Annotated in this window: 24 protein-coding genes; 13 read left to right on the top strand and 11 right to left on the bottom strand. The window is 62.4% G+C overall.

Going from position 1 to position 26,180, the window contains the following annotated elements; all coding sequences use genetic code 11:
- Positions 1 to 43: 43 nt before the first annotated feature.
- Genes J2X43_RS07025 through J2X43_RS07015 form a run of 3 tightly spaced genes read right to left on the bottom strand, consistent with a single transcriptional unit; the run spans position 44 to position 1,292 of the window.
- Positions 44 to 805: a hypothetical protein gene (locus tag J2X43_RS07025; RefSeq protein ID WP_310292655.1), complete on the bottom strand. Its 762-nt coding sequence runs from the start codon at positions 803 to 805 to the stop codon at positions 44 to 46.
- A 6-nt stretch (positions 806 to 811) separates the two neighbouring features.
- Complete coding sequence (locus tag J2X43_RS07020; RefSeq protein ID WP_310292652.1) at positions 812 to 1,081, bottom strand: type II toxin-antitoxin system RelE/ParE family toxin; 270 nt, start codon at positions 1,079 to 1,081, stop codon at positions 812 to 814.
- Positions 1,065 to 1,292, bottom strand: a complete 228-nt coding sequence (locus J2X43_RS07015; protein ID WP_310292650.1) for a DUF6290 family protein — start codon at positions 1,290 to 1,292, stop codon at positions 1,065 to 1,067. Before J2X43_RS07015 ends, J2X43_RS07020 begins: the two co-directional genes overlap by 17 nt.
- A gap of 123 nt (positions 1,293 to 1,415) precedes the next feature.
- Here J2X43_RS07015 and hisS point away from each other — a divergent pair, with 123 nt between their 5' ends.
- From hisS to hisG, 3 genes are all read left to right on the top strand, one after another.
- The gene (hisS, locus tag J2X43_RS07010) at positions 1,416 to 2,936 is read left to right on the top strand and encodes a histidine--tRNA ligase (protein ID WP_310292648.1); all 1,521 of its coding nucleotides are present in this window, start codon (positions 1,416 to 1,418) and stop codon (positions 2,934 to 2,936) included.
- Between the two features lie 150 nt (positions 2,937 to 3,086).
- Positions 3,087 to 4,202: an ATP phosphoribosyltransferase regulatory subunit gene (locus J2X43_RS07005; RefSeq protein WP_310292645.1), complete on the top strand. Its 1,116-nt coding sequence runs from the start codon at positions 3,087 to 3,089 to the stop codon at positions 4,200 to 4,202.
- A complete protein-coding gene (hisG, locus tag J2X43_RS07000; protein WP_112390587.1) occupies positions 4,199 to 4,894 on the top strand; it encodes an ATP phosphoribosyltransferase in 696 nt (231 codons plus the stop codon). Before J2X43_RS07005 ends, hisG begins: the two co-directional genes overlap by 4 nt.
- Before the next feature lie 79 nt (positions 4,895 to 4,973).
- On the opposite strand, the gene J2X43_RS06995 is transcribed toward hisG, so the two are convergent.
- Complete coding sequence (locus tag J2X43_RS06995; protein WP_112390586.1) at positions 4,974 to 5,420, bottom strand: DoxX family protein; 447 nt, start codon at positions 5,418 to 5,420, stop codon at positions 4,974 to 4,976.
- Positions 5,421 to 5,617: 197 nt separating this feature from the next.
- On the opposite strand from J2X43_RS06995, the gene J2X43_RS06990 reads away from it, so the two are divergent.
- Positions 5,618 to 6,328 carry a glutathione S-transferase C-terminal domain-containing protein gene (locus J2X43_RS06990; RefSeq protein ID WP_310292640.1) on the top strand — a complete coding sequence of 237 codons (711 nt, stop codon included), beginning with the start codon at positions 5,618 to 5,620 and terminating at the stop codon, positions 6,326 to 6,328.
- Positions 6,329 to 6,385: 57 nt separating this feature from the next.
- Here J2X43_RS06990 and J2X43_RS06985 read toward each other — a convergent pair whose 3' ends face one another.
- The 3 genes from J2X43_RS06985 to groES form a co-directional block, all read right to left on the bottom strand.
- Complete coding sequence (locus tag J2X43_RS06985) at positions 6,386 to 6,832, bottom strand: hypothetical protein (RefSeq protein WP_112390584.1); 447 nt, start codon at positions 6,830 to 6,832, stop codon at positions 6,386 to 6,388.
- Between the two features lie 657 nt (positions 6,833 to 7,489).
- Positions 7,490 to 9,130, bottom strand: coding sequence for a chaperonin GroEL (gene groL / locus J2X43_RS06980; protein WP_112390583.1), 1,641 nt, complete (start codon positions 9,128 to 9,130; stop codon positions 7,490 to 7,492).
- Between the two features lie 56 nt (positions 9,131 to 9,186).
- On the bottom strand, positions 9,187 to 9,483 hold the full coding sequence (gene groES, locus J2X43_RS06975; protein ID WP_004675403.1) for a co-chaperone GroES: 297 nt from the start codon (positions 9,481 to 9,483) through the stop codon (positions 9,187 to 9,189).
- Positions 9,484 to 9,651: 168 nt separating this feature from the next.
- On the opposite strand from groES, the gene chrA reads away from it, so the two are divergent.
- The 3 genes from chrA to J2X43_RS06960 all read left to right on the top strand — a co-directional run bounded on the left by chrA (position 9,652) and on the right by J2X43_RS06960 (position 13,007).
- Positions 9,652 to 11,061, top strand: a complete 1,410-nt coding sequence (chrA, locus tag J2X43_RS06970) for a chromate efflux transporter (protein ID WP_310292517.1) — start codon at positions 9,652 to 9,654, stop codon at positions 11,059 to 11,061.
- A 99-nt stretch (positions 11,062 to 11,160) separates the two neighbouring features.
- Positions 11,161 to 12,009, top strand: coding sequence for a TIGR01459 family HAD-type hydrolase (locus J2X43_RS06965; RefSeq protein ID WP_310292514.1), 849 nt, complete (start codon positions 11,161 to 11,163; stop codon positions 12,007 to 12,009).
- Positions 12,010 to 12,023: 14 nt separating this feature from the next.
- Positions 12,024 to 13,007 (top strand): bifunctional riboflavin kinase/FAD synthetase, encoded by a 984-nt coding sequence (locus J2X43_RS06960; RefSeq protein ID WP_310292511.1) that lies wholly within the window; start codon positions 12,024 to 12,026, stop codon positions 13,005 to 13,007.
- A gap of 149 nt (positions 13,008 to 13,156) precedes the next feature.
- On the opposite strand, the gene J2X43_RS06955 is transcribed toward J2X43_RS06960, so the two are convergent.
- Positions 13,157 to 14,368, bottom strand: a complete 1,212-nt coding sequence (locus J2X43_RS06955) for an MFS transporter (protein WP_310292508.1) — start codon at positions 14,366 to 14,368, stop codon at positions 13,157 to 13,159.
- A gap of 391 nt (positions 14,369 to 14,759) precedes the next feature.
- On the opposite strand from J2X43_RS06955, the gene ileS reads away from it, so the two are divergent.
- Complete coding sequence (gene ileS / locus J2X43_RS06950) at positions 14,760 to 17,777, top strand: isoleucine--tRNA ligase (RefSeq protein ID WP_310292505.1); 3,018 nt, start codon at positions 14,760 to 14,762, stop codon at positions 17,775 to 17,777.
- 140 nt (positions 17,778 to 17,917) lie between these two features.
- The gene (locus tag J2X43_RS06945) at positions 17,918 to 18,547 is read left to right on the top strand and encodes a hypothetical protein (RefSeq protein WP_112390577.1); all 630 of its coding nucleotides are present in this window, start codon (positions 17,918 to 17,920) and stop codon (positions 18,545 to 18,547) included.
- 8 nt (positions 18,548 to 18,555) lie between these two features.
- Here the strand turns inward: J2X43_RS06945 and J2X43_RS06940 are convergent, their stop codons facing one another.
- Together J2X43_RS06940 and J2X43_RS06935 are read right to left on the bottom strand one after the other, a co-directional pair.
- Positions 18,556 to 18,849 carry a hypothetical protein gene (locus tag J2X43_RS06940; protein WP_112518427.1) on the bottom strand — a complete coding sequence of 98 codons (294 nt, stop codon included), beginning with the start codon at positions 18,847 to 18,849 and terminating at the stop codon, positions 18,556 to 18,558.
- Positions 18,846 to 19,283 carry a nucleoside deaminase gene (locus J2X43_RS06935; RefSeq protein ID WP_310293757.1) on the bottom strand — a complete coding sequence of 146 codons (438 nt, stop codon included), beginning with the start codon at positions 19,281 to 19,283 and terminating at the stop codon, positions 18,846 to 18,848. Before J2X43_RS06935 ends, J2X43_RS06940 begins: the two co-directional genes overlap by 4 nt.
- Before the next feature lie 91 nt (positions 19,284 to 19,374).
- On the opposite strand from J2X43_RS06935, the gene J2X43_RS06930 reads away from it, so the two are divergent.
- The 3 genes from J2X43_RS06930 (at position 19,375) to J2X43_RS06920 (ending at position 22,900) form a co-directional block, all read left to right on the top strand.
- A complete protein-coding gene (locus tag J2X43_RS06930; protein WP_310292499.1) occupies positions 19,375 to 21,447 on the top strand; it encodes a pseudouridine synthase in 2,073 nt (690 codons plus the stop codon).
- Entirely contained in the window at positions 21,428 to 21,988 is a 561-nt protein-coding gene (gene rsmD / locus J2X43_RS06925; protein ID WP_112390573.1) for a 16S rRNA (guanine(966)-N(2))-methyltransferase RsmD, read from the top strand. The genes J2X43_RS06930 and rsmD overlap by 20 nt, the downstream gene beginning before the upstream one ends.
- Positions 21,989 to 22,066: 78 nt before the next feature.
- On the top strand, positions 22,067 to 22,900 hold the full coding sequence (locus J2X43_RS06920; RefSeq protein ID WP_405049579.1) for a patatin-like phospholipase family protein: 834 nt from the start codon (positions 22,067 to 22,069) through the stop codon (positions 22,898 to 22,900).
- Here the strand turns inward: J2X43_RS06920 and J2X43_RS06915 are convergent.
- Positions 22,897 to 24,714, bottom strand: coding sequence for a monovalent cation:proton antiporter-2 (CPA2) family protein (locus J2X43_RS06915; protein ID WP_310292490.1), 1,818 nt, complete (start codon positions 24,712 to 24,714; stop codon positions 22,897 to 22,899). The genes J2X43_RS06920 and J2X43_RS06915 overlap by 4 nt on opposite strands.
- Positions 24,715 to 24,833: 119 nt before the next feature.
- Between J2X43_RS06915 and J2X43_RS06910 the strand changes: the two genes are divergently transcribed.
- On the top strand, positions 24,834 to 26,180 hold the full coding sequence (locus J2X43_RS06910; protein ID WP_310292487.1) for a TldD/PmbA family protein: 1,347 nt from the start codon (positions 24,834 to 24,836) through the stop codon (positions 26,178 to 26,180).

Raw genomic sequence — 26,180 nt, 5'->3', positions numbered from 1 at the left:
GTGATACAATAAATCCTGGATTGCAACCAGAATAATCTGCATCTCAATAGACGGCAATCACCTGATGAACGATCTGGTAGTCGCTGCTCTCCTCGCCGAGCGGGGCCACCGGCCAGGCCCAGGATGCCTTGGTCTCCGCTGGCGGCTGAACGCCCTGCAGCAGATCGGCCGTCTCATGCGTCTTTCCGGTCCGGTCATTCACCGCATAGGAAATATCGGTCACCAGACAGGTGGCGCAGGGAAGCGCTTTCAATCCATCGATATGCGCCGCGATCAGCCGCTGGACGGTGTCCTCTGGCATGGCGCCGTCGTCCTCCGCCTCGAAGCGCCGCTTCACGCCGCGGCCGATCTGCGACAGCAGGTTCGCCGAAATCACCAAGTCCAGGTAGGGCACGCCGCGCAGAAAGCCAAGCGGCTCGGCATGGCCCGCCGTCTGCAACGCCTCATAGCCCGAAAGATCGCGCTCGATCAGGCGGACATTCCGGTACCCTTTCGCCTTCAGCCAGAAACGGACGGAGGCAAGGTGAACCAGATCGACAAGCACCACGGTATCGAAGGTCTTCGCAAGCACCTCGATCGGCACGTCGCGCAGCAGGCCGGAGCCGAGCACGACTGCCGTGCGCTTCTGGCGGAGGCCGGATGCTGCCGCCAGCATCGCCGCCCGGCTCTTTTCCTCATGCTCCGCCCATTGGCCGCTGCAGCGCCTCGCGCGGGACCAGAGGTTGACGGAATAGCGGATAAACTTGCGGTGCGGCTTTGCCGTCACCGGCACCGTTGCGAGATAGAAAAGGGCTTCGAGTATCATGAAGGTCTAACGATAGATTTGGCGGCGATGACCGATCTCGATCACCAGGATGACGAGCCGGTTGTCCTGGATATCGCAGATAATGCGAAAGTCGCCGACGCGATAGCGCCAATATTGCCGGAGCTTGTCGCCCTGAAGGGCTGCGCCCAGCTGGCGCGGGTCGTCGAGTGCAGCAAGCCTCACGTCAAGAAACGCGCGGATACGGTCCCGGTCTTGTTTGCTGAATTTTTTGAGGCTCTTCTGCGTGGCGCGCAGATATTCAATCGTCCATGCCACGCCAGAACTCCTCAGCGCTGACGATTTCCTCTTCACCGCGTTCGATACGATCCATCGCCGCATCCGCTGCGGCAATGTCGTGAAGGTCTTCGAGATGCTGCTCGATCACTTCGAGAACATAGGCATCCGTCGCCGCGCCGGCCTTGGCGGCGTGCTCGGCGATCAGCCGATGAATTTCATCCGGCATTTCAATGGTGACGCGCTTGTTCATCGAACGATCCTCAATCGGCCAATATATAACAGTTCGCCAGTGGCTTCGCCACCCTTCGCCCTTGCCGCTCCCCGCCCAATCCGCTAGGAAACCGCCACTGTCACACTGTGGAAATCCCCTGAAATGAACGACACCAAGAAGAAACCGCAAAAGCTCAAGGCCCGCCTGCCGCGCGGCTTCGTTGACCGCTCGGCTGCCGATATTCGCGCCGTCAACGAAATGACCGCGAAGATCCGCGAAGTCTATGAGCATTATGGTTTCGATCCTGTCGAAACGCCGCTGTTCGAATATACCGATGCGCTCGGCAAGTTCCTGCCGGATGCCGACCGACCGAACGAGGGCGTCTTCTCGCTTCAAGACGACGACGAGCAGTGGATGAGCCTGCGTTACGATCTGACGGCGCCGCTCGCCCGTCATGTCGCCGAGAATTTCAACGATATCCAGCTTCCCTACCGCACCTATCGCGCCGGCTACGTCTTCCGCAACGAGAAGCCCGGTCCCGGCCGCTTCCGCCAGTTCATGCAGTTCGATGCCGATACGGTCGGCGCGCCCGGCGTCCAGGCCGATGCCGAAATGTGCATGATGATGGCCGATACGATGGAAGCCCTCGGCATCAAGCGCGGCGAATACGGGATCCGCGTCAATAACCGCAAGGTTCTCGACGGTGTTCTCGAAGCCATCGGGCTCGGTGGTGACGACAAGGCCGCCCAGCGCCTGAACGTGCTGCGCGCCATCGACAAGCTCGACAAGTTCGGTCCTGAAGGTGTCGCCCTCCTGCTTGGCCCCGGCCGCAAGGATGAGTCCGGCGACTTCACCAAGGGCGCCGGTCTCGACCAGAACCAGATCGACAAGGTGCTCTTCTTCGTTGGCATCAAGGACTATGCCGAAAGTGCTGCCCAGCTTGCAGAACTCGTTGCCGGGACCTCGAATGGTGGGGAAGGCGTCGAGGAACTCAATTTCATCGGCAGCCTCGTCACCAGCGCCGGTTACGACAGCACCCGCATCAAGATCGACCCCTCCGTCGTCCGCGGCCTCGAATATTACACTGGCCCGGTCTACGAAGCCGAGTTGCTCTTCGACGTCACCAACGAGAAGGGCGAAAAGGTCGTCTTCGGCTCCGTCGGTGGCGGTGGCCGTTATGATGGCCTCGTCTCGCGCTTCATGGGCCAGCCGGTTCCCGCAACCGGCTTCTCGATCGGCGTGTCGCGCCTGATGACGGCGTTGAAGAACCTCGGCAAGCTCGGCCAGAGCGAGGTTATCGAACCGGTTCTCGTCACTGTCATGGATGGCGATGTCGGTGCCATGGGCCGCTACCAGCGGATCACCCAGGAGCTGCGCGCTGCCGGTATCCGCGCCGAGATGTATCAGGGCAACTGGAAGAAGTTCGGCAACCAGCTGAAATATGCCGATCGCCGCGGCTGCCCCGTCGCCATCATCCAGGGCGGCGACGAGCGCGCCACCGGTGTGGTGCAGATCAAGGACCTGATCGAGGGCAAGCGCCTCTCCGGCGAGATCGAAGACAATGCCAGCTGGCGCGAAGCGCGCGTGGCGCAAGAAACCGTGCCGGAAGCCGATCTCGTCGCCAAGGTGAAGGAAATCCTGGCGGCGCAGGCGGAAGATCGGAAGCGGGCGTCGAATGCGTGACTTTCCCCTCCCCAACCCCTCCCCACAAGGGGGAGGGGCTTCAGTTGGCGCCGGCTTGTGCAATGCCGCGCCTAAGACATTTTTGGCCTCGCTCGGCGAGTGCCGCGGGTTAGTCCCTTCCCCCTGTGGGGAGGGGTTGGGGAGGGGACTTTGATCAATCTTCCCAACTTCTCAACCGATCTCCTCGCCGAGTTCGCCGCCCGCAAGACCGAGCGCATCGACACCCCGGTCATCCAGCCGGCCGAGCCGTTTCTGGATATCGCCGGCGAGGATCTGCGCCGCCGTATTTTCATGACGGAAAGCGAGACCGGCGCCAGCCTCTGCCTGCGCCCGGAGTTCACCATTCCCGTCTGCCTGCGCCACATCGAAACGGCGACCGGTACGCCGAAGCGCTATTCCTATCTCGGCGAGGTCTTCCGCCAGCGGCGTGATGGCAGCAACGAGTTCTATCAGGCGGGTATCGAGGATCTCGGGGAGACCGATACGGCGAGTGCCGATGCGCGCGCCATCGGCGATGCCATCACCATCCTGCAGCGGCTGATCCCGGGAAAGACGGTCTCGACCGTTCTGGGCGACCAGGCCGTCTTCGAGGCGGTGGTTCAGGCGCTCGGCCTGCCGCTCGGCTGGCAGAAGCGGCTGATCCACGCTTTCGGCAACATGACGCAGATCGAGGCGTTGCTGGCCAGCCTCGTCAGCCCGCAATTCGTCACCGGCCTCGATGACGACATCGCCAGGCTCGTGGCAGCCGGCGACGACAAGGCGCTGATTGCCCATATCGATCAGACGATGGAAGCGACCGGTTACTCGACCAATGCCAGCCGCTCGCCTGCCGATATCGCCCGCCGCCTGAGGGAAAAGCTGGTGCTGTCGGAAACGAGACTCGATGACGATGCCTTCCGTGTGCTGGAGGAATTCCTGTCGCTGAACGTGCCGCTGGCCGATGCATCCTCGGCGCTTGCAGGCTTTGCCGATGCCGCTGGGCTGAAGATCGGCACGGCACTGTCACATTTCGACAGCCGCTTGGCCGCACTCGCCAATGCCGGTCTCGATCTCTCGTCGATGGATTACCGCGCCGCCTTCGGCCGCCCGCTGGATTATTACACCGGTCTCGTCTTCGAGGTCAGCGTTGAAGGCTCGTCGGCCGTGCTTGCCGGTGGCGGGCGCTTTGACAAGCTGTTGAACTTCCTCGGCGCCCGGGAGCGCATCCCCGCCGTTGGCTTCTCGCTCTGGCTCGATCGCATCGAAACGGAAAGGGCCGTCGCATGACCGTGACCATCGCACTGCCCTCCAAGGGCCGCATGAAGGACGATGCCTCCGCCATTTTCGAGCGCGCAGGCATGAAAATCACCGCCGTCGGCAACGACCGCTCCTATCGTGGCCGCGTCGAAGGCTGGGATGATGTCGAGGTCGCCTTCCTGTCGGCGTCGGAAATCTCCCGCGAGCTTGGCAACGGCTCGATCGATTTCGGCGTCACCGGAGAAGATCTGGTGCGCGAGGGTCTGGCCGAAACCGATAAGCGCGTCGAATTCTGCGCCCGGCTCGGCTTTGGGCATGCCGATGTCGTCGTGGCGGTCCCGGAGATCTGGCTCGATGTCGATACGATGGCCGATCTCGGCGACGTCGCGGCTGAGTTCCGCGCCCGCCATGGCCGCCGTCTGACGATCGCCACCAAGTACTGGCGGCTGACGCAGCAGTTCTTCTCCAGCCAGCACGGCATCCAGCTTTATCGCATCGTCGAGAGCCTGGGGGCGACCGAGGGCGCACCGGCCTCCGGTTCGGCGGATGTCATCGTCGATATCACCTCGACCGGATCAACGCTGCGAGCAAACCACCTGCGCGTCCTCAATGACGGCGTCATCCTGCGCTCCGAGGCCTGCCTCGTTCGCGCCCGCAAGGAAAGCCATGCGGCCGAGCCGTCGGTGGCAAAGATCGTCGCGGCGGTACGCGGCGCACTCTGATTTCTTCCGGATTTCGGAAACGAGAAAACCCGCCGTCTCGCGACGGCGGGTTTCTTTATGCTTAGGAGGCCGATTTCGCTTAGGCAGCGACCGGATATGCGCCGCGGCGTGCATCGATCGAGTAAGCGCCAGCGCCGACGGTGGCGAGCAGGATATAGGCGCCGGCGAGCGTGAAGTTCTTCATGACCATGATCTGGTTCAGAGCGTTGATCCAGCCGTTTGCGCCAGCCGGGAAATCAGGAACGTTGACGGCAGGCAGGTGGAAGACGACGGCCGTGAAGATACAAAAGGCAGCCAGCAGCCAGCCGACGATGCGAACCTGGAAGCCGACGAGAACGGCAAGGCCGGTCACGAGTTCGAAGAGGCCTGCGAGATAGGTGAGGGCGGTGGAGGCCGGAAGGCCAGCACCTGCGATCATGCCGGCGGTGCCAGCCGGGTCGGTGAGCTTGCCGAAGCCGGCAAGGATGAACATGAAGGACAGAAGAATGCGGGCGACGAGAACGATGATGTTGGTCGTATTCGACATGGAAGTAATCTCCGTTTGAATCACTGTGAGATCGGCTGATCTCGTTGACCCACTTGTCGCGCATTTTGTCGCAGCTGGAAAGATAAACGAAAGGGGACGGTTCGTTCAGTATTTTGAAACGATGATCCGTCTCCCGCCGCTTGTCTTGGCGCCGCCCGCCTGTCTATGGTCAGGGTCCAAACCCCATGGAGATTTCAATGGCAGACCTTTCAAGCTTCCCGATCACCAAGCGCTGGCCAGCAAAAAATCCCGATGTCATCCAGCTTTATTCGCTGCAGACGCCGAACGGCGTGAAGATTTCGGTGGCACTGGAAGAACTCGGCCTGCCCTACGAGCCGCACTATGTCGGCTTCGCTAACAACGACCAGAAGTCGCCGGAATTCGTTTCCCTCAATCCGAACGGCCGTATCCCTGCGATCATCGATCCGAACGGTCCTGACGGGAAGCCGATCGGTATCTTCGAATCCGGCGCCATCCTGCTTTATCTCGCCGAGAAGACCGGCAAGCTGATCCCCGCCGATGCGGCTGGCCGCTACGAAACCATTCAGTGGGTGTTCTTCCAGATGTCGGGCCTTGGCCCGATGCTTGGCCAGTTCGGCCACTTCTACAAGTTTGCGGCCGATAAGGTCGCCAACAATTCCTATCCGATGGAGCGCTATCGCGACGAGGCCAAGCGTCTGCTGGGCATCCTGGAAGGCCGTCTGCAGGGCCGCCAGTGGATCATGGGCGATGAATACACGATCGCCGATATCACGACGTTCCCGTGGATCCGTGGCGCCGATCTGTTCTATGGCGGTGGCGAGGTTCTGGAATATGCGAAATTCCCGGCCGTTCGGGCCTGGCTGGAGCGCTGCATTGCCCGCCCGGCCAGCGCCAAGGGGCTCAACATTCCGGTGAAACCGGAGTAGTAGCGCAAACAAAAAGGCCGGTCGCGAGACCGGCCTTTTTCATAGGGCTTTGCCGCTTTACTGGCGGCTGGCGGCCTGACTGGTGTTTTCAAGCTTGAAGCGCGGGAAGATGAAGACGCCGACCATGCTGCCGGCGTATTTCTCCTCAAGTCCGGCGGACTCGCCCATGCAGAACAGCGGCTGGCGGAAGCCGTTCGGCATGACGATCGTCGTCGAGAAACAGAAGGACGAGGAGAGCGTTGCAGCCTGTTCGAACAGCGCCAGGATATGGGCACGGTCCTTGACGTCATAACAGCGCATAAGGCTCAGCAGGCCGCATTCCTGGCCGGCAAGACCGTGAAGCATCGAGCTCCATTCGCCGAGCCGGATGATGCCGCTCGAAAAGTCACCGTTCCAGGCCTCGGAGACGGAAAACTGCGCCAGCATCTCCTGATTGTGATGGGTCAGATCAAAGGAGCCAGGCGTGAGCGGGGCGGCAACATTGGCTTTGGCGATCTTGAACAAATGGGGTTCCCCGTGTCGGGCGCAGTTCAATGCAGCGCACTCGTGCGGTGTGACGAAAACATCTTCATGCGCACCGGTCATCATGTCCGGCCGTGAGCAGAATTGCGGCGCCGCCGGTGCGGAACCCCTTTCATGCTCTTCTCAAAAATTCTGGCGCGGAATGCTCTGCAGCCGGTGTCATTTGCAAAATACGGTCTTCCGCTGGCGGGCAGAAAAATATCGTCATGCACTGCAATTCGCAGCGCGGATTTATAGGCAGTTTTTGAGAGGCGGCAAATGCTTTTTCGGGGGTAATCCGCAACGCGAAGGATGCGATATATTGCATGCTTCTATAAAAGGTAGCAGAAATCAAAGTAAAAAGTTGCCCGTTTCGCGAGATGTAAACGGTTACGCTTTGCAAAATTTTCACATTATCGCAGTGAAACCAATTTCATTAAGAAATATCAGCTGCTGATAAAAAACACAGCTTGGTAAGGCTCGCGAAAGCTTCAGAGTCTGATTTCGGTGCGGAATAGACGCTTAAACGTTTTATCAGTTCCGTCGTTGAGACTCTAAAAATTGGTAAGGCCGAATCGCTATCCGTCAAATGAAAAGGGCGGCCCGAAGACCGCCCTTCCGTAACTGAACCGGTTGGCTCAGATGTCAGACCCGAAGGTCTTACATCATGTCCATGCCGCCCATGCCGCCCATGCCGCCAGGCATGCCACCAGGAGCGTCCTTCTTCGGCAGCTCGGCAATCATGGCTTCCGTGGTGATCAGCAGCGAAGCAACCGAAGCTGCGTTCTGCAGAGCCGTACGGACAACCTTGACCGGGTCGACGATGCCCATGGCAATCATGTCGCCATATTCAGACGTCTGGGCGTTGTAGCCGTAGTTGTCTTCGTTCTTGTCGAGAACCTTGCCGACAACGATCGAAGCTTCGTCACCAGCGTTCTCAGCGATCTGGCGAACCAGCGACTGCAGAGCCTTGCGGACGATGTTGACGCCAGCTTCCTGGTCGTCGTTCACGCCCTTGGCAGTGATCTTCGTCGAGGAACGGAGCAGAGCGATACCGCCGCCGGGGACGATACCTTCCTGAACAGCAGCGCGCGTCGCGTTCAGAGCGTCGTCGATGCGGTCCTTCTTTTCCTTGACTTCGATTTCCGTGGAGCCGCCAACGCGGATGACGGCAACGCCGCCAGCGAGCTTGGCAAGGCGTTCCTGCAGCTTTTCGCGGTCATAATCGGAAGAGGTTTCTTCGATCTGAGCCTTGATCTGCGCAACGCGGCCTTCGATGTCGGACTTGGCGCCTGCGCCGTCGACGATCGTGGTGTTTTCCTTGGAGATCGAAACCTTCTTCGAACGGCCGAGCATGTCGAGCGTTACGGATTCGAGCTTGATGCCGAGGTCTTCGGAGATGACAGTGCCGCCCGTGAGGATAGCGATGTCTTCCAGCATGGCCTTGCGGCGGTCGCCGAAGCCAGGAGCCTTGACGGCAGCGATCTTCAGGCCGCCACGCAGCTTGTTGACGACGAGCGTAGCAAGAGCTTCGCCTTCGACGTCTTCAGCGATGATGAGGAGCGGCTTGCCGGTCTGAACGACGGCTTCGAGAACCGGGAGCATCGCCTGCAGGTTCGAGAGCTTCTTCTCGTGGAGGAGAATGTAAGCGTCGTCGAGGTCGGCGATCATCTTTTCCGGGTTGGTCACGAAGTACGGGCTGAGGTAGCCGCGGTCGAACTGCATGCCTTCGACGACTTCGAGTTCGGTTTCAGCGGTCTTGGCTTCTTCGACGGTGATAACACCTTCGTTGCCGACCTTCTGCATGGCTTCAGCGATGTCTTCGCCAACCTGCTTGTCGCCGTTTGCGGAGATCGTGCCGACCTGGGCAACTTCAGCCGAGGTAGAGATCTTCTTGGCCTTCGCCTGCAGGTCCTTGACGACTTCTGCAACAGCGAGGTCGATACCGCGCTTCAGGTCCATCGGGTTCATGCCGGCTGCAACAGCCTTTGCGCCTTCGCGAACGATAGCGCGGGCCAGAACGGTTGCCGTCGTGGTGCCGTCGCCGGCGATGTCGTTGGTCTTCGAAGCAACTTCGCGGACCATCTGGGCGCCCATGTTTTCGAACTTGTCTTCGAGTTCGATTTCCTTGGCGACCGAAACACCGTCCTTGGTGATGCGCGGAGCGCCGAAGGACTTGTCGATAACAACGTTACGGCCCTTCGGACCGAGGGTGACCTGCACTGCGTCAGCGAGGATGTCGACGCCGCGCAGCATCTTTTCGCGCGCAGAGCGGCCGAACTTTACTTCTTTAGCTGCCATTTTGAGAACTCCTGAAAAGGGGTGTCAGCGATAATCTGAACGGGATAACCGGCTGATTAGCCGATGATGCCCATGATGTCGGCTTCCTTCATGATCAGAAGGTCTTCGCCGTTGATCTTGACTTCGGTGCCCGACCACTTGCCGAACAGAACGCGGTCGCCAGCCTTGACGTCGAGAGCGACGACCTTGCCGGACTCGTCACGAGCGCCCGAACCGACGGCGACGATTTCGCCTTCCTGCGGCTTTTCCTTGGCGGTGTCCGGGATGATGATGCCACCCTTGGTCTTTTCTTCGGACTCAACGCGGCGAACAACGACGCGATCGTGAAGGGGGCGGAAGTTGGTGCTTGCCATTGTCTAATCCCTCGATCAAATGACATTCGCGGACCGGGGTCCACATGGATGAGTGTTAGCACTCTCCATTGATGAGTGCTAGCGACGTGCATTTAGGGATGGCTCCAGAAAGAGTCAAGGAAACCATTCACGGATTTTTGCGCCGGAATTGTGGAGAGGTGAGGGGATTTGTCTGACGTGGTTGCCGAGCCCCTGCCACGGCCCGCTTTTTCCGAGGCATTTGCCGTCTGGGCGCGTATCGGCTGTCTGAGCTTCGGCGGTCCTGCCGGGCAGATCGCCCTGATGCACAAGACCGTGGTCGAGGAAAAGCGCTGGATCTCCGAAGACCGTTTTCTGCATGCCTTGAACTATTGCATGCTGTTGCCGGGTCCCGAGGCCCAGCAGCTTGCCACCTATATCGGCTGGCTGATGCATGGCGTGCGCGGCGGCATCGTCGCCGGCCTTCTCTTCATCTTGCCGGGCTTTCTGGTCATCCTGGTCCTCTCCGGTCTCTATGCCTATTTCCAGAACGCCGAGTGGCTGCTCGCTCTGTTCTTCGGCCTCAAGGCGGCCGTGCTCGCCGTCGTCATCGAGGCGCTGATGCGGGTGGCCGGCCGGGCGCTGAAATCGCGCTTTCACTATTATGTGGCTGCCGCCTCTTTCGTGGCGCTCTTCCTGCTCAATCTGCCATTCCCGCTCGTGGTCCTTGCCGCAGGCATTGCCGGCTTCCTCGTCGAGCGCCGCAAGCGAAAGGTAGAGGGCGTGGCGCCAGCCGAGGCCTCGAAGCTCGCCAAGGGAATGCTGTCAGGGCTCACCAGCCGCCATATCGCCAGGCCGTTCCTAATCCTCGCTTTCTGGGTGATCGTCTGGCAGTTTCCGCTGCTGATCGTCCGCGAGATTCATGGTCCGCAGGATCTGATTGCCGAGGCGCTAAGCGGCGAGACCAATGTCTTCGCCGCCGTCTTTGTCTTCTTCTCCAAGATGGCGGTCGTCACCTTCGGCGGCGCCTATGCCGTGCTCTCTTATGTCGCGCAGGTGGCGGTCGAACACTATGCGTGGCTGCGCCCCGGTGAAATGCTGGACGGTCTGGCGCTGGCCGAGACGACGCCGGGTCCGCTGGTGCTTGTCCTTTGTTTCGTCGGCTTCATGGCCGGTTTCCGCAATGCGCTCGGCATCGATCCGCTGTTCGGCGGCGTGATCGGCGCCAGCCTCGCCGCCTGGGCGACCTTCGTGCCGAGCTTCATCTGGATCTTCGCCGGTGCGCCCTATGTGGAGAAGCTCCGCCAGAACAACATATTGTCGGCGGCCCTGTCGGCGATCACTGCTGCCGTCGTCGGCGTCATCCTCAATCTAGCCCTCTGGTTTGGCCTGCATGTTCTCTTTGCCGATGTCGGCAATATCGCGCTTCTCTCTCGCGCCACCGGCCTGCCGCTCGTCAGCCTCGCCTGGCCGGTCTGGAGCAGTTTGAATATTGCCGCGGCGCTGATCGTGGTGGCTGCCTGCATCATGCTTTTCCGCTTCAAGCTCGGCATCGTTAGCATTCTCGGCTTCGCGGCTACAGCCGGGCTGGCCGTGCGCGGCGTCGAGTTGCTTCTCTAGCGCGCCCGGCTGTTTTTGCGCTGCCGGGGCGAAAAAACCTTGCCATCCCGCCGGGCCTTTGCAATGTCACGCCTGACTGAACGCAAATGGGATATCGGAATGGCCAAGCGCATCGGAAGTTTTGCAGAGATCACCAGCCAGTATGACGCGGTGTTCTGCGATGTCTGGGGCGTCCTGCACAATGGCGTCGATCCCTTCCCCAAGGCGGCTGCCGCCCTCGAAGCCGCCCGCGGCGAAGGCCTGACGGTCGTTCTCATCACCAATTCGCCGCGTATCGCGCCTCTGGTCGTCGATCAGCTCCGCCATATCGGCATCCAGGACGGCGCCTATGACCGGATCATCACGTCCGGCGACGTCACCCGCGGCCTGATCGCTGAAGGCCCGAAGAAGGTCTTCCTGCTCGGCCCCGAGCGCGACATTGCCATTATCGAAGGCCTCGGCGTCGAGCGCGTCGATGCGACGGAAGCGGAATCCGTCGTCTGCACCGGCTTCTTCGATGACGAGAAGGAAGTGCCGGAAGACTATACGGCAATGCTGAAGGAGTTTCAGTCTCGAAACGTGCCGATGATCTGCGCCAATCCGGATCTCGTCGTCGAGCGCGGCCACAAGATGATCCCCTGCGCCGGCGCCATGGCCGCCTATTACAACCAGCTCGGCGGCGCCACCCGCATTGCCGGCAAACCGCATACGCCGATCTATGAAGCCGTGCTGGAAACCGCGAAAGAGCTTCGCGGCGACTTCCCGAAGAGCCGCATCCTCGCCATCGGCGATGGCATGCCGACCGATGTGCGCGGCGCTCTCGATTACGGCCTCGACCTTCTCTATATCAGCGGCGGCATCCACGCCAAGGAATACACGCTGAACGGCGAGACGGACGAGGCAATCCTGCACGCCTATCTCGAGCGTGAAAAGGCAGCGCCCAAGTGGTGGATGCCGCGCCTCGCATAAGAAGAAGCCCGCCGATGACCGTCTTTCACCGCAATGAAACCCGTGAACCGCTGCCAGCCCATCTGAAGGGCGGGGTGATCGCCATCGGCAATTTCGATGGCCTGCATCGCGGCCATCAGTCGGTCTTAACGCGGGCATTGGAGATTGCCCGGGCGCGTGGCGTTCCGGCCCTGGTGCTGACTTTCGAGCCGCACCCGCGCACCGTCTTCCGCCCCGAGAGCCCGGTCTTCCGCATCACGCCGGCGCCATTGAAGGCCCGGATTCTCGAAGCTCTCGGCTTCAACGCCGTCATCGAATACCCCTTCGGCCGCGAATTTTCGCAGCGTTCGCCGGATGATTTCATCCACGGCATCCTCAAGGATTGGCTGGGGGCCTCGGAAGTCGTCACCGGCGTCGATTTCCATTTTGGCAAGGGCCGCGAGGGCGGTCCGGCCTTCCTGATGGATGCCGGCCAGAAATACGGCTTCGGCGTCACGCTGATCGACGCCTACCGCGATGAGAATGCCGACGTCGTCTCGTCGAGCCGCATCCGGGCGCAGCTGAAGAATGGCGAAGTCAGCGAGGCCGCGGCCCAGCTCGGCTATCACTACACCGTCGAGGCCGAGATCATCGGCGGCGAAAAGCTTGGCCGCCAGCTGGGCTTCCCGACCGCCAACATGCAGCTGCCGCCTGAAGTCGAACTTGCTTCCGGCATCTACGCCGTCCGCTTCCGCCTGCAGAACGGCACGCTCCACGACGCCGTCGCCAGCTACGGCCGCCGCCCGACGGTAACGGACAATGGTGCGCCGCTGCTCGAAACCTACGTCTTCGATTTCAGCGGTGATCTGTACGGCCAGGTCTGTTCCGTCTCGTTTTTCGGCTATCTCCGGCCGGAGCTGAAATTCGACGGGCTGGACCCGCTCGTCGCGCAGATCAAGCGCGACGAGGAAGAGGCGAGGGCGCTGCTTTCAGGCGTACAGCCGCTCGGCGAACTCGACCGGCTGCTCTGCTCCAACTGACGTTTTGTCGTGTGGCCCCCCTCATCTGCCTGCCGGCATCTTCTCCCCGCTGGGGAGAAGAAGGGAAATCGCGACGCCGCACTTCCCTTCTCCCCAGCGGGGAGAAGGTGGCCGAAGGCCGGATGAGGGGGCAAAGCCTCAGCCTCGAATTAGGCAGCGCCCAATGCAGGCGCCTGCTTCCCCCGCGGCAGCGGCGGAAAGGCAAGCGCGATCGCTGCCGCACCGAGCCCCACCAGCGCCGAGCCGATGAACAGCCACGAATAATTCTGGTAGGTATCGAAGATCCAGCCGCCGATCAGAGGGCCAAAGGCCATGCCGATGCTCGACAGCATCGTCGCCGCGCCAAAGACGGTGCCAATGACTTTAGGCCCGAAATATTCGCGCGCCAGCACCGCATAGAGCGGCATTACCCCGCCATAGGCGCTGCCGAAGATCACCGCCAGCGCATAGAACTGCCCGAGTTCGCTGACGGCAAGATAGGTCGCCAGCGCCGCCGCCTGCACCAAGAGCCCGGCGACCAGAACCGGCTTGACGCCGAACCTGTCCGCAAGGCTGCCGTAGAGCAGCCGCCCACCGAGGCCGGCCAGTCCTTCGACGCTGTAGATGCTGACCGCCGCCATCGGCGCCACGCCGCAGATCGTCGCGTAGCTCACCATATGGAAGATCGGCCCGGAATGCGCTGCACAGCAGGCAAAGAAGGTGCCGCCCAGAACCAGGAACTGTGGCGAGCGGAAGATCTTGCCGAGCGAGGGCCGCTCGCCGCTTGTGGTTTCGACGGCGCCGGGATCGCTTGCCGGAGACGGCGCGCGGCGGATAAGGAGGGCTGCCGGGATCAGAAGGATCCAGGCGCCGATGCCGATCATCAGCATCGCGGTGCGCCAGTCGTAGGCAGAGATCAGCGCCCGGGCGAGCGGCGAAATCGTCATCGGCGCAACGCCCATCCCGGCTGAAACCAGCGACACGGCCAATCCGCGGTTCTCGTCGAACCATTCGGTGGTCGCCGCAATCATCGGCGCGAAGAAGGCGCTGGCCGAAATGCCGACGATGACGCCGTAGGTAAGCTGAAATTGCATCAGCGATCCGGCGCGGCTCGCCAGAACCAGCGCAAGTCCCAGAAGCACGGCACCGATCATCACCACCGGCCGGGGCCCGAAACGGTCGCTCAACGCACCCCACATGAAGCCGCCGATCCCCATGACGATGAAATTCAGCGTCATGGCGCTGGCAATGCCGGTATGCGACCAGCCGGTCTCCGTGGCGATCGGCGTCTGGAAGATGGCGAGAGAGAACATCGCGCCGAGCGCAACGCATGTCATCAGGGCGCCGGCGGCGACGATGACCCAACGATAGGAACTGCTCATATCCACTTCACTCCCTGTGGACCCGAGAAATGCGGGCGCCCGAGCGGCGGCTCGCATTCCAAGGACGGTCGAGATGCCGCCATTTCGACATTGCCACGAGATTTTTTCTTTGTCTGCAGGATCAGGCTGTTACGCAGGGGCGCGCGACGCACGCCCGGCCGCCATGCCGTCAGCCCAAATCCCTCTTCCTTTTCCCGCCAAAAGCGCCTATGAACCGGCCCGATGACAAAATTCCGGCTGGCGATTGCGATACGAATTATCGGCCCGGCCTTCCGCGCGCGCTGAGCGGCCGGAAGGTCCGGGTTTTCAGCGCTTGCCGAGCAAGCGCTTCCGTCACCAACAATTCCACATCCGTTGCGCCTTCTGAGGCCGCCAGAGACGATTGCCAGACATGACCGACACAGCCGAAAAGATCGACTATTCGAAGACCCTCAATCTGCCCGAAACCGAGTTCCCGATGCGCGCCGGCCTGCCGCAGAAGGAGCCGGAGATCGTCGCCCGCTGGCAGCAGATGGGTCTCTACAAGAAGCTGCGCGCCTCGGCCGCCGGGCGCGAAAAGTTCGTGCTGCATGACGGCCCGCCCTATGCCAACGGCAACATCCATATCGGCCACGCGCTGAACAAGATTCTCAAGGACGTCATCAATCGCTCGTTCCAGATGCGCGGCTTCGACGCCAATTACGTTCCCGGCTGGGACTGCCACGGCCTTCCGATCGAATGGAAGATCGAGGAAAAGTACCGCGAGAAGGGCAAGAACAAGGACGAGGTCCCGGTCAACGAATTCCGTAGGGAATGCCGCGAATTCGCCTCCGGCTGGATCAAGACCCAGGCCGCCGAGTTCAAGCGCCTCGGCATCGAGGGCGACTTCGACAATCCCTATACGACGATGGCCTTCCATGCCGAAAGCCGCATCGCCGGCGAACTGCTGAAGATCGCCAAGTCGGGCCAGCTCTACCGCGGCTCCAAGCCGATCATGTGGTCGGTCGTCGAACGCACGGCGCTGGCCGAAGCCGAGGTCGAGTATCACGACATCGAAAGCGACATGATCTGGGTGAAATTCCCGGTTGTAGCTACCGGCTACGAAGCGACGATAAAAGTCGACCCCTTAGGACAGCAATATGTTGTGACCTCTGATGGAGAGAGAATCTCGTCAGTTAGTTCGAACAACGCAATGGCTGATTTTGTCGCCGAGGAACTCATTTCAACGCACAATGCTTTGAAGTCGGCCTTCATCGTTATCTGGACCACCACGCCCTGGACGATCCCCGGCAACCGGGCGATCGCCTATTCGTCGCGCGTTTCCTATGGGCTCTATGAAGTCACCGAAGCGGCCAACGATTTTGGCCCGCGCCCCGGCGAGAAGCTGATCCTTGCCGACAAGTTGGCTGAAGATGCCTTCGCCAAGGCGAAGCTGCAGTTCAAGCGTTTACAGGACGTTTCGGCAGAGCAACTCGGCTCCATCACCTGCGCCCACCCGCTGAAGAGCCTCGGCGGTGGCTACGAATTCCAGGTCCCGCTCCTCGATGGCGACCACGTCACCGATGACGCCGGTACCGGTTTCGTCCACACCGCGCCAAGCCATGGCCGCGAAGATTTCGATGCCTGGATGAGCCACTCCCGTGAGCTGAAGGATCGCGAAATAGACACTAGTATTCCGTTCCCGGTCGATGATGCCGGCTTCTACACCGCCGATGCCCCCGGCTTCGAAGGCGCCCGCGTCATCGACGACAACGGCAAGAAGGGTGATGCCAACGATCGCGTCATCAAGGAGCTGATCGCCCGCAACGCGCTCTTCGCCCGCGGCCGTCTGAAGCATTCCTATCCGCATTCCTGGCGCTCCAAGAAGCCTGTCATCTTCCGCAACACGCCGCAGTGGTTCGTCTATATGGACAAGGAACTGGCTGACGGCACGACGCTGCGCTCGCGCGCACTGGGCGCGATCGACGACACGCGCTTCGTCCCCGCCGCTGGTCAGAACCGCCTGCGCGCCATGATCGAAGGACGCCCGGACTGGGTGCTTTCGCGCCAGCGCGCCTGGGGCGTGCCGATCGCCGTTTTCGCCGATGAACAGGGCGAAGTCCTGGTCGATGAAGCCGTCAACCAGCGTATCCTCGACGCCTTCGAACGCGAAGGCGCCGACGCCTGGTTCGCCGAAGGTGCCAAGGAGCGCTTCCTCGGCAATGACCACGACCATGCCAAGTGGAAGCAGGTCATGGATATCCTCGACGTCTGGTTCGACTCGGGCTCGACCCACACCTTCACGCTGGAAGACCGCCCCGACCTGAAATGGCCGGCCGATCTCTATCTCGAAGGCTCCGACCAGCATCGCGGCTGGTTCCATTCGTCGCTGCTGGAATCGGCTGCCACCCGCGGCCGCGCGCCTTACAACGCCGTTCTCACCCATGGTTTCACCATGGACGAGAAGGGCGAGAAGATGTCGAAGTCCAAGGGCAACGTCACGTCTCCGCAGGAAATCATGAAGGATGCCGGCGCCGACATCCTGCGCCTCTGGGTCATGACCTCGGACTATGCTGATGACCTGCGTGTCGGCAAGACGATCATCCAGACCAATGTCGATGCCTATAGAAAGCTGCGCAACACCATCCGCTGGATGCTCGGCACGCTGGCGCACGACAAGGGCGAAGTCATCGCGCTTGCCGAACTGCCGGAACTGGAGCAGCTGATGCTGCACCGCCTGGCCGAACTCAACGATCTCGTGCGCGAAAACTACGATGCCTTCGACTTCAAGAAGATCGCCCGCGCGCTGATCGATTTCGCCAATGTCGAGCTGTCGGCCTTCTATTTCGACATCCGCAAGGACGCGCTTTATTGCGACGCCCCGTCGAGCCTGCGCCGCCGTTCGGCACTCCATGTCATCCGCAACATCTTCGATTGCATGGTGACCTGGCTTGCGCCGATGCTGCCCTTCACCACCGAAGAGGCATGGCTGTCGCGCAATCCTGAAGCCGTTTCGGTTCACCTCGAACAGTTCCCGGCGATCCCGGCGGATTGGAAGAACGAGGCGCTGGCCGAGAAGTGGAAAAGCGTTCGCGCCATCCGCTCCGTCGTCACGGGCGCCCTCGAAGTAGAGCGCAAGGACAAGCGTATCGGTTCGTCGCTCGAAGCCGCCCCCACCGTGCACATCGCTGATGCGGGCCTGAAGGCAGCGCTCGATGGTCTCGACTTCTCCGAGATCTGCATCACCTCGGATATCGCAATCGATGCGGGTGAGGGCTCTGCTGAGGCGTTCCGTCTTCCCGAGGTTCCCGGTGTCTCCGTCGAGCCGACGCTTGCCGAAGGTACCAAGTGCGCCCGTTCCTGGCGGATCACCAAGGATGTCGGGTCCGACCCTGAATATCCCGATGTTTCGGCGCGCGATGCTGTCGCTTTGCGTGAGCTCGGACTGTAAATCCTCAAGAAAGTTACCGGGTGAATTGCTCTTTAGTGGTTCATCCGGTAAAAGCTGCCTGAAAATGGCCGGATTTTTACGTCAGGGGGACGGACGTCCGGTTGGGCGATAATTGCACCGGCATGGCTGGAAGGGTTTTCATGTTAGCGACGCGTTGGTTCCGTGTAGGCGCTTGCCTGACGGTTGTTATGGCGGCAGGCTCGATGGCCACCAGCTGCACGAGCCCGACCTACGGTACCGGCACGAGCGCAATGGCCCAGCTTGGCGACGATATCGGCCAGTCCGTGTCGCTCGCGCCGCAGGAGCCCAAGAACAAGGGCGTCAGGTACCAGCCGCGTCCGACGCTTGTTCTCCCGGCTGACGCCTCCAAGGAAACGCTGGTCGAGCCGCAGCAGACGGTTGCCAGCAAGGACAATCCGGAATGGGTCGAGTCTCCCGAAGAGACCCGCGCCCGTCTCGTCCAGGAAGCTGACGACAACGAAGACAAGTCCCGGTATGTTTCGCCACTGGCCAAGAATGGCATCGAAGGCGGCCGCAAGACCGCAGCCGAACAGGCCCAGGCGTTCAGGGAAGCCCGCGCCGCGCAGAAGGGCGCCGGCGCCGTGACCGAGCGCCGCTCGATCTCCGATCCGCCGACGGAGTACCGCCAGGCAGACGACCCGTCCAAGCTTGATGATCTCGGCGAGCCGGAGCTCAAGAAGCAGAAGCAGCGTAAGAAAGATGCCGCGGTTGCCGGTACCGGCAAGCAGTGGTGGAACTTGCTGCAGTAAGCGCTTGCTTACATCTGCTGCGCCGCTGCCCAGCGGCGCACGAGCAGAATATGCATGATCTGGCAGATCAGAAGACCTGAGCCGGTGATCGCGAAAATCGCGGTCATCCCCCTGGCCGCGAAGATCGCGCAGATCGCGATCGCGAGACCCGGCAAGGCGCTGAAAGCAGCCGCCCGCGGCGCCGACCAGTTGATCTCTCCCCGCAAGGACCATTGCATCGGTATGCCGGAAACGCCGGGCGCGACGCGCAGATACGCGAATACGCCGATGGCGATCATCGCTGCAAGAATGGCGAGGCTCATGGCATCTCCCTCTTTCCTGCAAAGAACGTCCTGAGGATATCCGCAGCCTCCGTCTCATTCAAACCGGAATAGACCTCGGGCGCGTGGTGGCACGTCGGCTGCGCATAGAAGCGCACGCCGCTCTCGACCGCGCCGCCCTTTGGATCCTCGGCGCCATAATAGAGTCGCCGGATGCGGGCAAACGAGATCGCCGCCGCGCACATCGTACAGGGTTCCAGCGAAACATAGAGATCAGCGCCCGTCAGCCGTTCCTGTCCCAGCGCTTCGCAGGCCATGCGGATGGCGGCGACTTCGGCATGGGCGGTCACGTCGTTGAGCTCGCGGGTACGGTTTCCGGAACGCCCAACCACCGTGCCGTCGAGCACCACGATTGCCCCGATCGGCACTTCGCCGCGTTCACCGGCCGCCCGCGCCTCTTCGAGCGCCATCTCCATAAACCGATTTGTCTTCACGATCCGGCAAATTCCCACTTAACCGCAGGGGCGCGACCTGATAGAGAAGCCCCAAAAGGCAGGCAAACAACAAATGACATTCAAAGACAAGCCAAAACGGCCGGGCGGCAAGCCCGCAGGGCGCGACACGCGACCGAAAACCGATGACAAGCCGGTCCGCAGCGCTGCGCCGAAGGCTGCAGCCGCGGAAACCGCAGGCGACGGCAAGGCGGAACGCATCTCCAAGGTCATGGCACGCGCAGGCGTTGCTTCGCGCCGCGATATCGAGCGCATGATCATGGATGGCCGCGTCACGCTGAACGGCAAGCCGCTCGAGACGCCCGTCGTCAACGTCACGCTGACCGACAAGATCGAAGTCGATGGTATCCCGATCCGCGGCATCGAGCGCACGCGTCTCTGGCTCTATCACAAGCCGGCCGGCCTGGTGACCACCAATGCCGATCCCGAGGGTCGCCCGACGGTCTTCGACAATCTGCCGGACGAACTGCCGCGCGTCATGTCGATCGGCCGCCTCGATATCAACACCGAAGGTCTGCTGCTGCTCACCAACGATGGCGGCCTTGCCCGCTCGCTGGAGCTGCCGACGACCGGCTGGCTGCGCCGTTACCGCGTGCGCGCCCATGGCGAGATCGATCAGGATGCGCTCGACAAGCTGAAGGAAGGTATCGCTGTCGATGGCGTGCTCTACGGCTCGATCGACGCGACGCTCGACCGCACCCAGGGATCCAACGTCTGGATCACCATGGGCCTGCGCGAAGGCAAGAACCGCGAAATCAAGAACGTGATGGGTGCGCTTGGCCTCGACGTCAACCGCCTGATCCGTATATCCTACGGTCCGTTCCAGCTGGGCGACCTGCCGGAAGGCCACGTCATCGAAGTGCGCGGCCGCACGTTGCGCGATCAGCTCGGCCCGCGTCTCATCGAGGACTCCAACGCCAATTTCGATGCGCCGCTCTACAACGCTCCGGCCGTTGCCGCAGCCGAGGAAGAAGAGCAGGCCAAGCCGGAACGGCGCGAACAGCGCGCATGGAAGCCGGAAGAAAAGCGCGAGCGCCCGCGCGGCAGCCTCGACACCAAGCGCGATGACCGTCGCAACGATCGCCGCGATGACCGCAAGGATGATCGCCGGGACGGTGGCCGCGATGGCGGACGCAAGGATGACGACCGTCCTAAGCGCCCGGCGCTGGGCAGCCGCCGCAACGCCAATGTCTGGATGGCGCCCGGCGCCCGTCCGCTAGGCGAAAAGGCAGCCGCAAAGGCCGAGAAGAATGCCCAGACCGCGCTGAAGCGCGGCGAGAAGCCTGGCCGCTCCAAGCCGCAGCCGGTGAGCTACGACGAAGGCCCGCGCGTCCAGATCAACCGTGCCCGCGATGAAGAGGGCGAATGGATCCGTTCCAGCGAAGTCAGCAATGACGACGGCGGCCGCAAGCGCTCCGGCGATCGTCCGGGTGGCGATCGCGGCGGCCGCGGCGACCGGCCTTTCGGTGACCGCCCCCGCGGCGAGGGCCGTGGTGAACGCTCCGGTGGTGATCGCACCGCCCGTGGTGACAGACCCTATGGCGACCGTCCCCCGCGTGGAGACCGCCCGGCAGGGGATCGTCCCCCGCGTGGAGACCGCCCGGCAGGGGATCGTCCCGCCCGCGGTGACCGCCCGTTTGGCGACAAGCCGCGCGGCGAGCGCAAGCCCCGCGAAGATGGCGATCGTCCGCGTTCCTACGGCGACCGTCCGGCTCGCAGTGACAGACCCTATGGTGACCGCCCCGCCCGCAGCGAACGCCCGTCCGGCGATCGTCCGGCCCGCGGTGACCGTCCGTTCGGAGACAAGCCGCGCCGTCCGCGCGAGGAGGGTGACGAGCGTCCCCGTTCCTATGGCGATCGCCCGCGTGCCGCCCGCAGCGCTCCCGGCGAAGGCCGCTCGGAGCGTCCGCGTGGCGAACGCTCCTTTGGCGACAAGCCGCAGGGCGATCGTCCGCAGGGTGACAAGCCGCGCGGCAAGAGCTTCGGCGCCAAGCCCGGCGGTGCCAAGAATTTCTCCGGCAAGCCGAGAGGCGACCGGCCCGATGGCGGAGGCAAGCCTTCGGGCGGGCCGTCGCGTGGTGGACCAAAAGGAAAGGGAATGACGCGCGGTGCGGATCGTCGGCGGTGAGTTTCGCGGACGGTCGCTCGCCGTACCTAAATCCAACGACATCCGGCCGACTGCCGACCGGACGCGTGAGAGCCTTTTCAATATTCTGAGCCATGCCTATCCGGAATGCGTCGATGGCACCCGGATACTCGATCTCTTTGCCGGGACCGGCGCGGTCGGTCTCGAAGCCGTCTCGCGCGGCTGCCGTCATGCGCTGTTCGTCGAGAACAGCGTCGAGGGCAGGGGGCTGCTCTGGGAAAACATCGACGCGCTCGGCCTGCATGGCCGCACGCGCATCCTGCGGCGTGACGCCACGGATCTCGGTTCGGTCGGCAATCTCGAGCCCTTCAACATGCTCTTCGCCGATCCGCCCTACGGCAAGGGTCTGGGCGAAAAGGCCATGGCTGCGGCTGCCAAGGGTGGCTGGCTGGTGCCGGGCGCGATCGCCGTGCTCGAAGAGCGCTCCGATGTTGCCGTTTCGGTCGATCCTTCCTATCTGTTCCTCGAAGACAGGATCTTTGGCGACACCAAGGTCCATTTCTTCCGCTATCAGCCGGTCTAGGCGGGGCGAAGCCACCGGGAGCGTTCAGTGCAGCAGGCAGGTATTGTGAATAGCGTCATACCTGCCACCGGCGGCACTATGCCGACCGTCGCGGTCGCCTTCGGCGGCGGCGGCGCCCGCGGCCTGGCGCATATCCATGTCATCGAAGCCTTGGACGAACTCGGCATCCGCCCGGTGGCGATATCGGGCTCGTCGATCGGCGCCATCATGGGCGCCGGTATGGCCGCCGGCATGAGCGGCGAGGCAATCCGCGAACACGCGCTGATGACCGTCGGCAACAAGACCGCCGTCGTCAGCCGCATCTGGGGCATGCGCCCCCAAACGGTGCGCGATGCCGTCGCCAAGGGTATCCGCATCGGCCAGTTCAATCTGGAGCGGATCCTGAAGGCCTTTCTGCCCGCCGACCTGCCGGATCGCTTCGCCGATCTTCTCGTGCCGATGCAGGTCATCACCACCGATTATTACGGCCAGAACGAAGTGATCATCACGGAAGGCCAGCTCTTCCCGGCACTTGCCGCGTCCTCCTCCATCCCCGCCGTCTTCATGCCGGTGCGCATGAACGACCGCGTGATGATCGATGGCGGCATCAGCAATCCCGTGCCTTACGAATGCCTGATGGATGTCGCCGACATCGTCATCGGCATCGATGTCGTCGGCGCGCCTGAAGGCGACGGCACCCATATCCCGAACCGCATGGAAAGCATCTTTGGCTCCGGCCAGCTGATGATGCAGACGGCGATCACCCTGAAGCTGAAGATCCAGCCGCCGCATATCTTTTTGCGTCCCGCGGTCGGCCGCACCGGCGTCATGGACTTTCTGAAGGCCCGCGAAGTGCTCGCCATGTCCGCAGGCGTCAAGGACGACCTGAAGCGCGAGCTGGACCGCCAGTTCGAATCGCGCCTTAAGGCCTAGGCGTCGGCCGTCACATCCGCCGGACCTGCCAAGGGATCGGCATCCATCTCCATCGAGCGCTTTGGCTTGACCAGCGGCTCCGGCCGGACAGGATGCGAAAACAACATGTCGCGCCCCGCCTGCAGCCCTTCGGAAACCTGCAGCACCAGCCGCTCCTCGTCGCGGCGGCGGATATCCTCGCCGATCTCATAAGCCTCCGCCTCACCGACACCCAGTGCCTGCAGCGTCCGGCGGCCGAAGAGCAGACCTGACTCCAGCGTCTCGCGCAGCTCGTAGTCGACGTTCAGATTGCGCAGCGCAATCGAGTGGATGCGGTCGTAGGAGCGCACGAAGAGCTTGGCATGCGGATAATCGGCCTGCACCAGCTCCACCACCTTGTCGGTGATCTCGCGCTTCTGCGTACAGACGACGACGATCTTCGCCTTGTCGATGCCGGCCGAGCGCAGCACGTCCTTGCGGGTGCCGTCGCCGAAATAGATGCGGAAGCCGAAGGACGAGGCCTGGCGGATGCGGTCGGCGGAAAAGTCGATGACTGTGACGTCGCGGCCGCCGGCAAGCAGGATTTGCGCGGCGATCTGGCCGAAACGCGAGAAGCCGACCATCAGCACGTCCGCACCCGCGCCTTCGAAATCCTCATCGAGTTCCTCATGCTCGTCGCCGGTGAGCAACCGCCTCGAAAGCGCCGAACCGATCGGCGTCAGCGCCATCGTCAGCGTCACGATGGCGACCAGCAGAGATGCGGTGCTGGATGGCATCAGGCCCGCGGTCGCCGCAGCGGTAAACAGCACGAAGCCGAACTCGCCGCCCTGCGGCAGCAGGAAGGCTATGCGGATGGCGTCGTTATGCGAAGAGCCGGAAGCCCGGCAAAGCGCATAGATGACCGCCGCCTTCACCGCCATGATGATCGGGACCGCAGCGACGATGAACAGCGCGTTGTCGACCAGCACCTGCAGCTCCAGCGACAGGCCCACGGCGATGAAGAAAATAGCGAGCAGCACGCCGCGGAATGGTTCGATATCCGCTTCAAGCTCGTGCCGGTAGGAGGATTCCGCCAGCATGATGCCGGAGAGAAACGCGCCCATCGCCATCGACAGGCCGGCAAACTGCATCAGCGTTGCCGATCCCATGACCACGAACAGCGCCGCCGCAATCATCGCCTCGCGGGCGCCGGTGCGGGCAATCACCTGGAAAAGCGGCGTCAGCAGATAGCGCCCCATGACGATCATCGCAATGACGGCGCCGATCGCAATAGCGAAGTCGAGAAACGGTTGATCGCCACCCTCGCCGCCGCCGCCGCCGCCAAGGACAGTGATCAGCGCCAGCAGCGGCACGATCGCCAGATCCTGCAGCAGCAGTACCGAGAACGAGCGTTGGCCGTATTTCGTGTTCACTTCACCAGTGCCTTCGAGGATCTGCATGGCAAAGGCGGTGGAAGAGAGCGCGAGGCCGAAGCCTGCGACGATGCTGCCGCGCCATTCAAGCACGCCGGAGAGATAGGCAAGCGCCGTGAGCGCCAAACCGGTGACCACCACCTGCGCCGTGCCAAGCCCGAAAATATCGCGGCGCATCTGCCAGAGGCGAGATGGTTTCAGCTCCAGGCCGATGATGAACAGCAGGAAGACGACGCCGAGTTCGGCAACGCCGAGGATCTGCTCGCCATCGGTAATCCCGTGGAACACAGGCCCGATGACGACGCCCGCGGCCAGATAGCCAAGCACGGTGCCAAGCCCCAGCTTCTTGAAAATCGGCGCAGCAACGACCGCGCCGCCAAGCAGCAGGATCGTCTCGAAAAAGAAGGCATTGGGGGCGGACATGCGTCGGAGTTTCTTTCAATGGCAGGAGGCGCGCAAGCGGCGGGAAAAAGAATCGCAGGCCGCGGCCTTGATGCTTTCCGAACTGCACAATAAATGGAAGCCGAAGGAAAGGCCAAATCATGTCCTCAGAAATTGATTCCTCGACACTTCTTTCCCGTGCCAGCCAGCTGATCGATCTTGCCAGGAAAGCCGGTGCCGATGCCGCCGATGCGGTGGTCGTCCGTTCCCGCTCGCAATCCGTCAGCGTTCGTCTCGGCAAGGTCGAAGGCACGGAGTCGTCGGAAAGCGACGATTTCTCGCTCCGCGTCTTCGTCGGCAAGAAGGTGGCGAGCGTCTCGGCCAATCCGGGTTTCGACCTCACGGCGCTTGCCGAGCGGGCCGTGGCCATGGCCAAGGTCTCGCCGGAAGATCCCTTCGCCTGCCTGGCCGACGAAGCCAATCTCGCCAAATCCTATCCCGATCTTGAGCTTCTCGACCGCACGGACGTGACGTCCGAGATACTGCGGGAGGCAGCGCTCGCAACCGAAGCCGCAGCTCTTGAGGTCAAGGGTGTGACGAATTCCTCCGGCGGCGGCGCCTCGGGCGGTATGGGTGGTCTCGTCCTCGTCACCTCGCACGGCTTCGAAGGCAGCTACATGGGCTCGCGCTTCGGCCGCTCGGTCAGCGTCATCGCCGGTGAAGGCACCGGCATGGAGCGCGACTACGATTACGACAGCCGGATTTACTACAGCGAGCTCGACGATCCCGCCGATATCGGCCGGCGCGCCGGCGAGCGCACCGTCAAGCGTCTCAATCCGCGCCAGGTGCCGACAGGCAAGGACGTCACTGTCGTCTTCGACCCGCGCATCGCCCGCGGCTTCATCGGCCACATTGCGGGTGCCATCAACGGCGCTTCGGTGGCGCGCAAGACCAGCTTCCTGCGTGACAAGATGGGCCAGCAGGTTCTGAAATCCGGGCTGTCGATCACCGACGATCCCTTGATCGTCCGCGGTCCGTCCTCGCGCCCGTTCGATGGCGAAGGCGTTTCCGGCGAAAAGCTTGTGATGATCGAGGACGGCGTGCTGAAGCACTGGTTCCTCTCCACATCGACCGGCCGCGAAATCGGCATGGAAACCAACGGCCGCGGCGTGCGCGGCGGCAATTCGGTGACGCCGGCCTCCACCAACCTGGCGCTGAATCCCGGCGACGTCTCACCCGAAGAGTTGATCCGCAGCGTCGGCAACGGCTTCTACGTCACCGAGCTGATCGGCCAGGGCGTCAACATGATAACAGGCGAATACAGCCGCGGCGCCACTGGTTTCTGGATCGAAAACGGCGAACTCACCTTCGCGGTCTCCGAGGTCACCATCGCATCGAACCTCAAGGAGATGTTCATGCGGGTGACCCCTGCAAATGACATCGACTACAAATACGGCGTCGCCGCCCCGACACTCGCCATCGAGGGCATGACGCTCGCCGGGCGCTGA

Origin of the sequence: Rhizobium sp. BE258, from assembly GCF_031457345.1 — a bacterium.
Taxonomy (GTDB): Bacteria; Pseudomonadota; Alphaproteobacteria; order Rhizobiales; family Rhizobiaceae; genus Rhizobium.
This window is presented reverse-complemented; position numbering and strand designations above follow the sequence as displayed.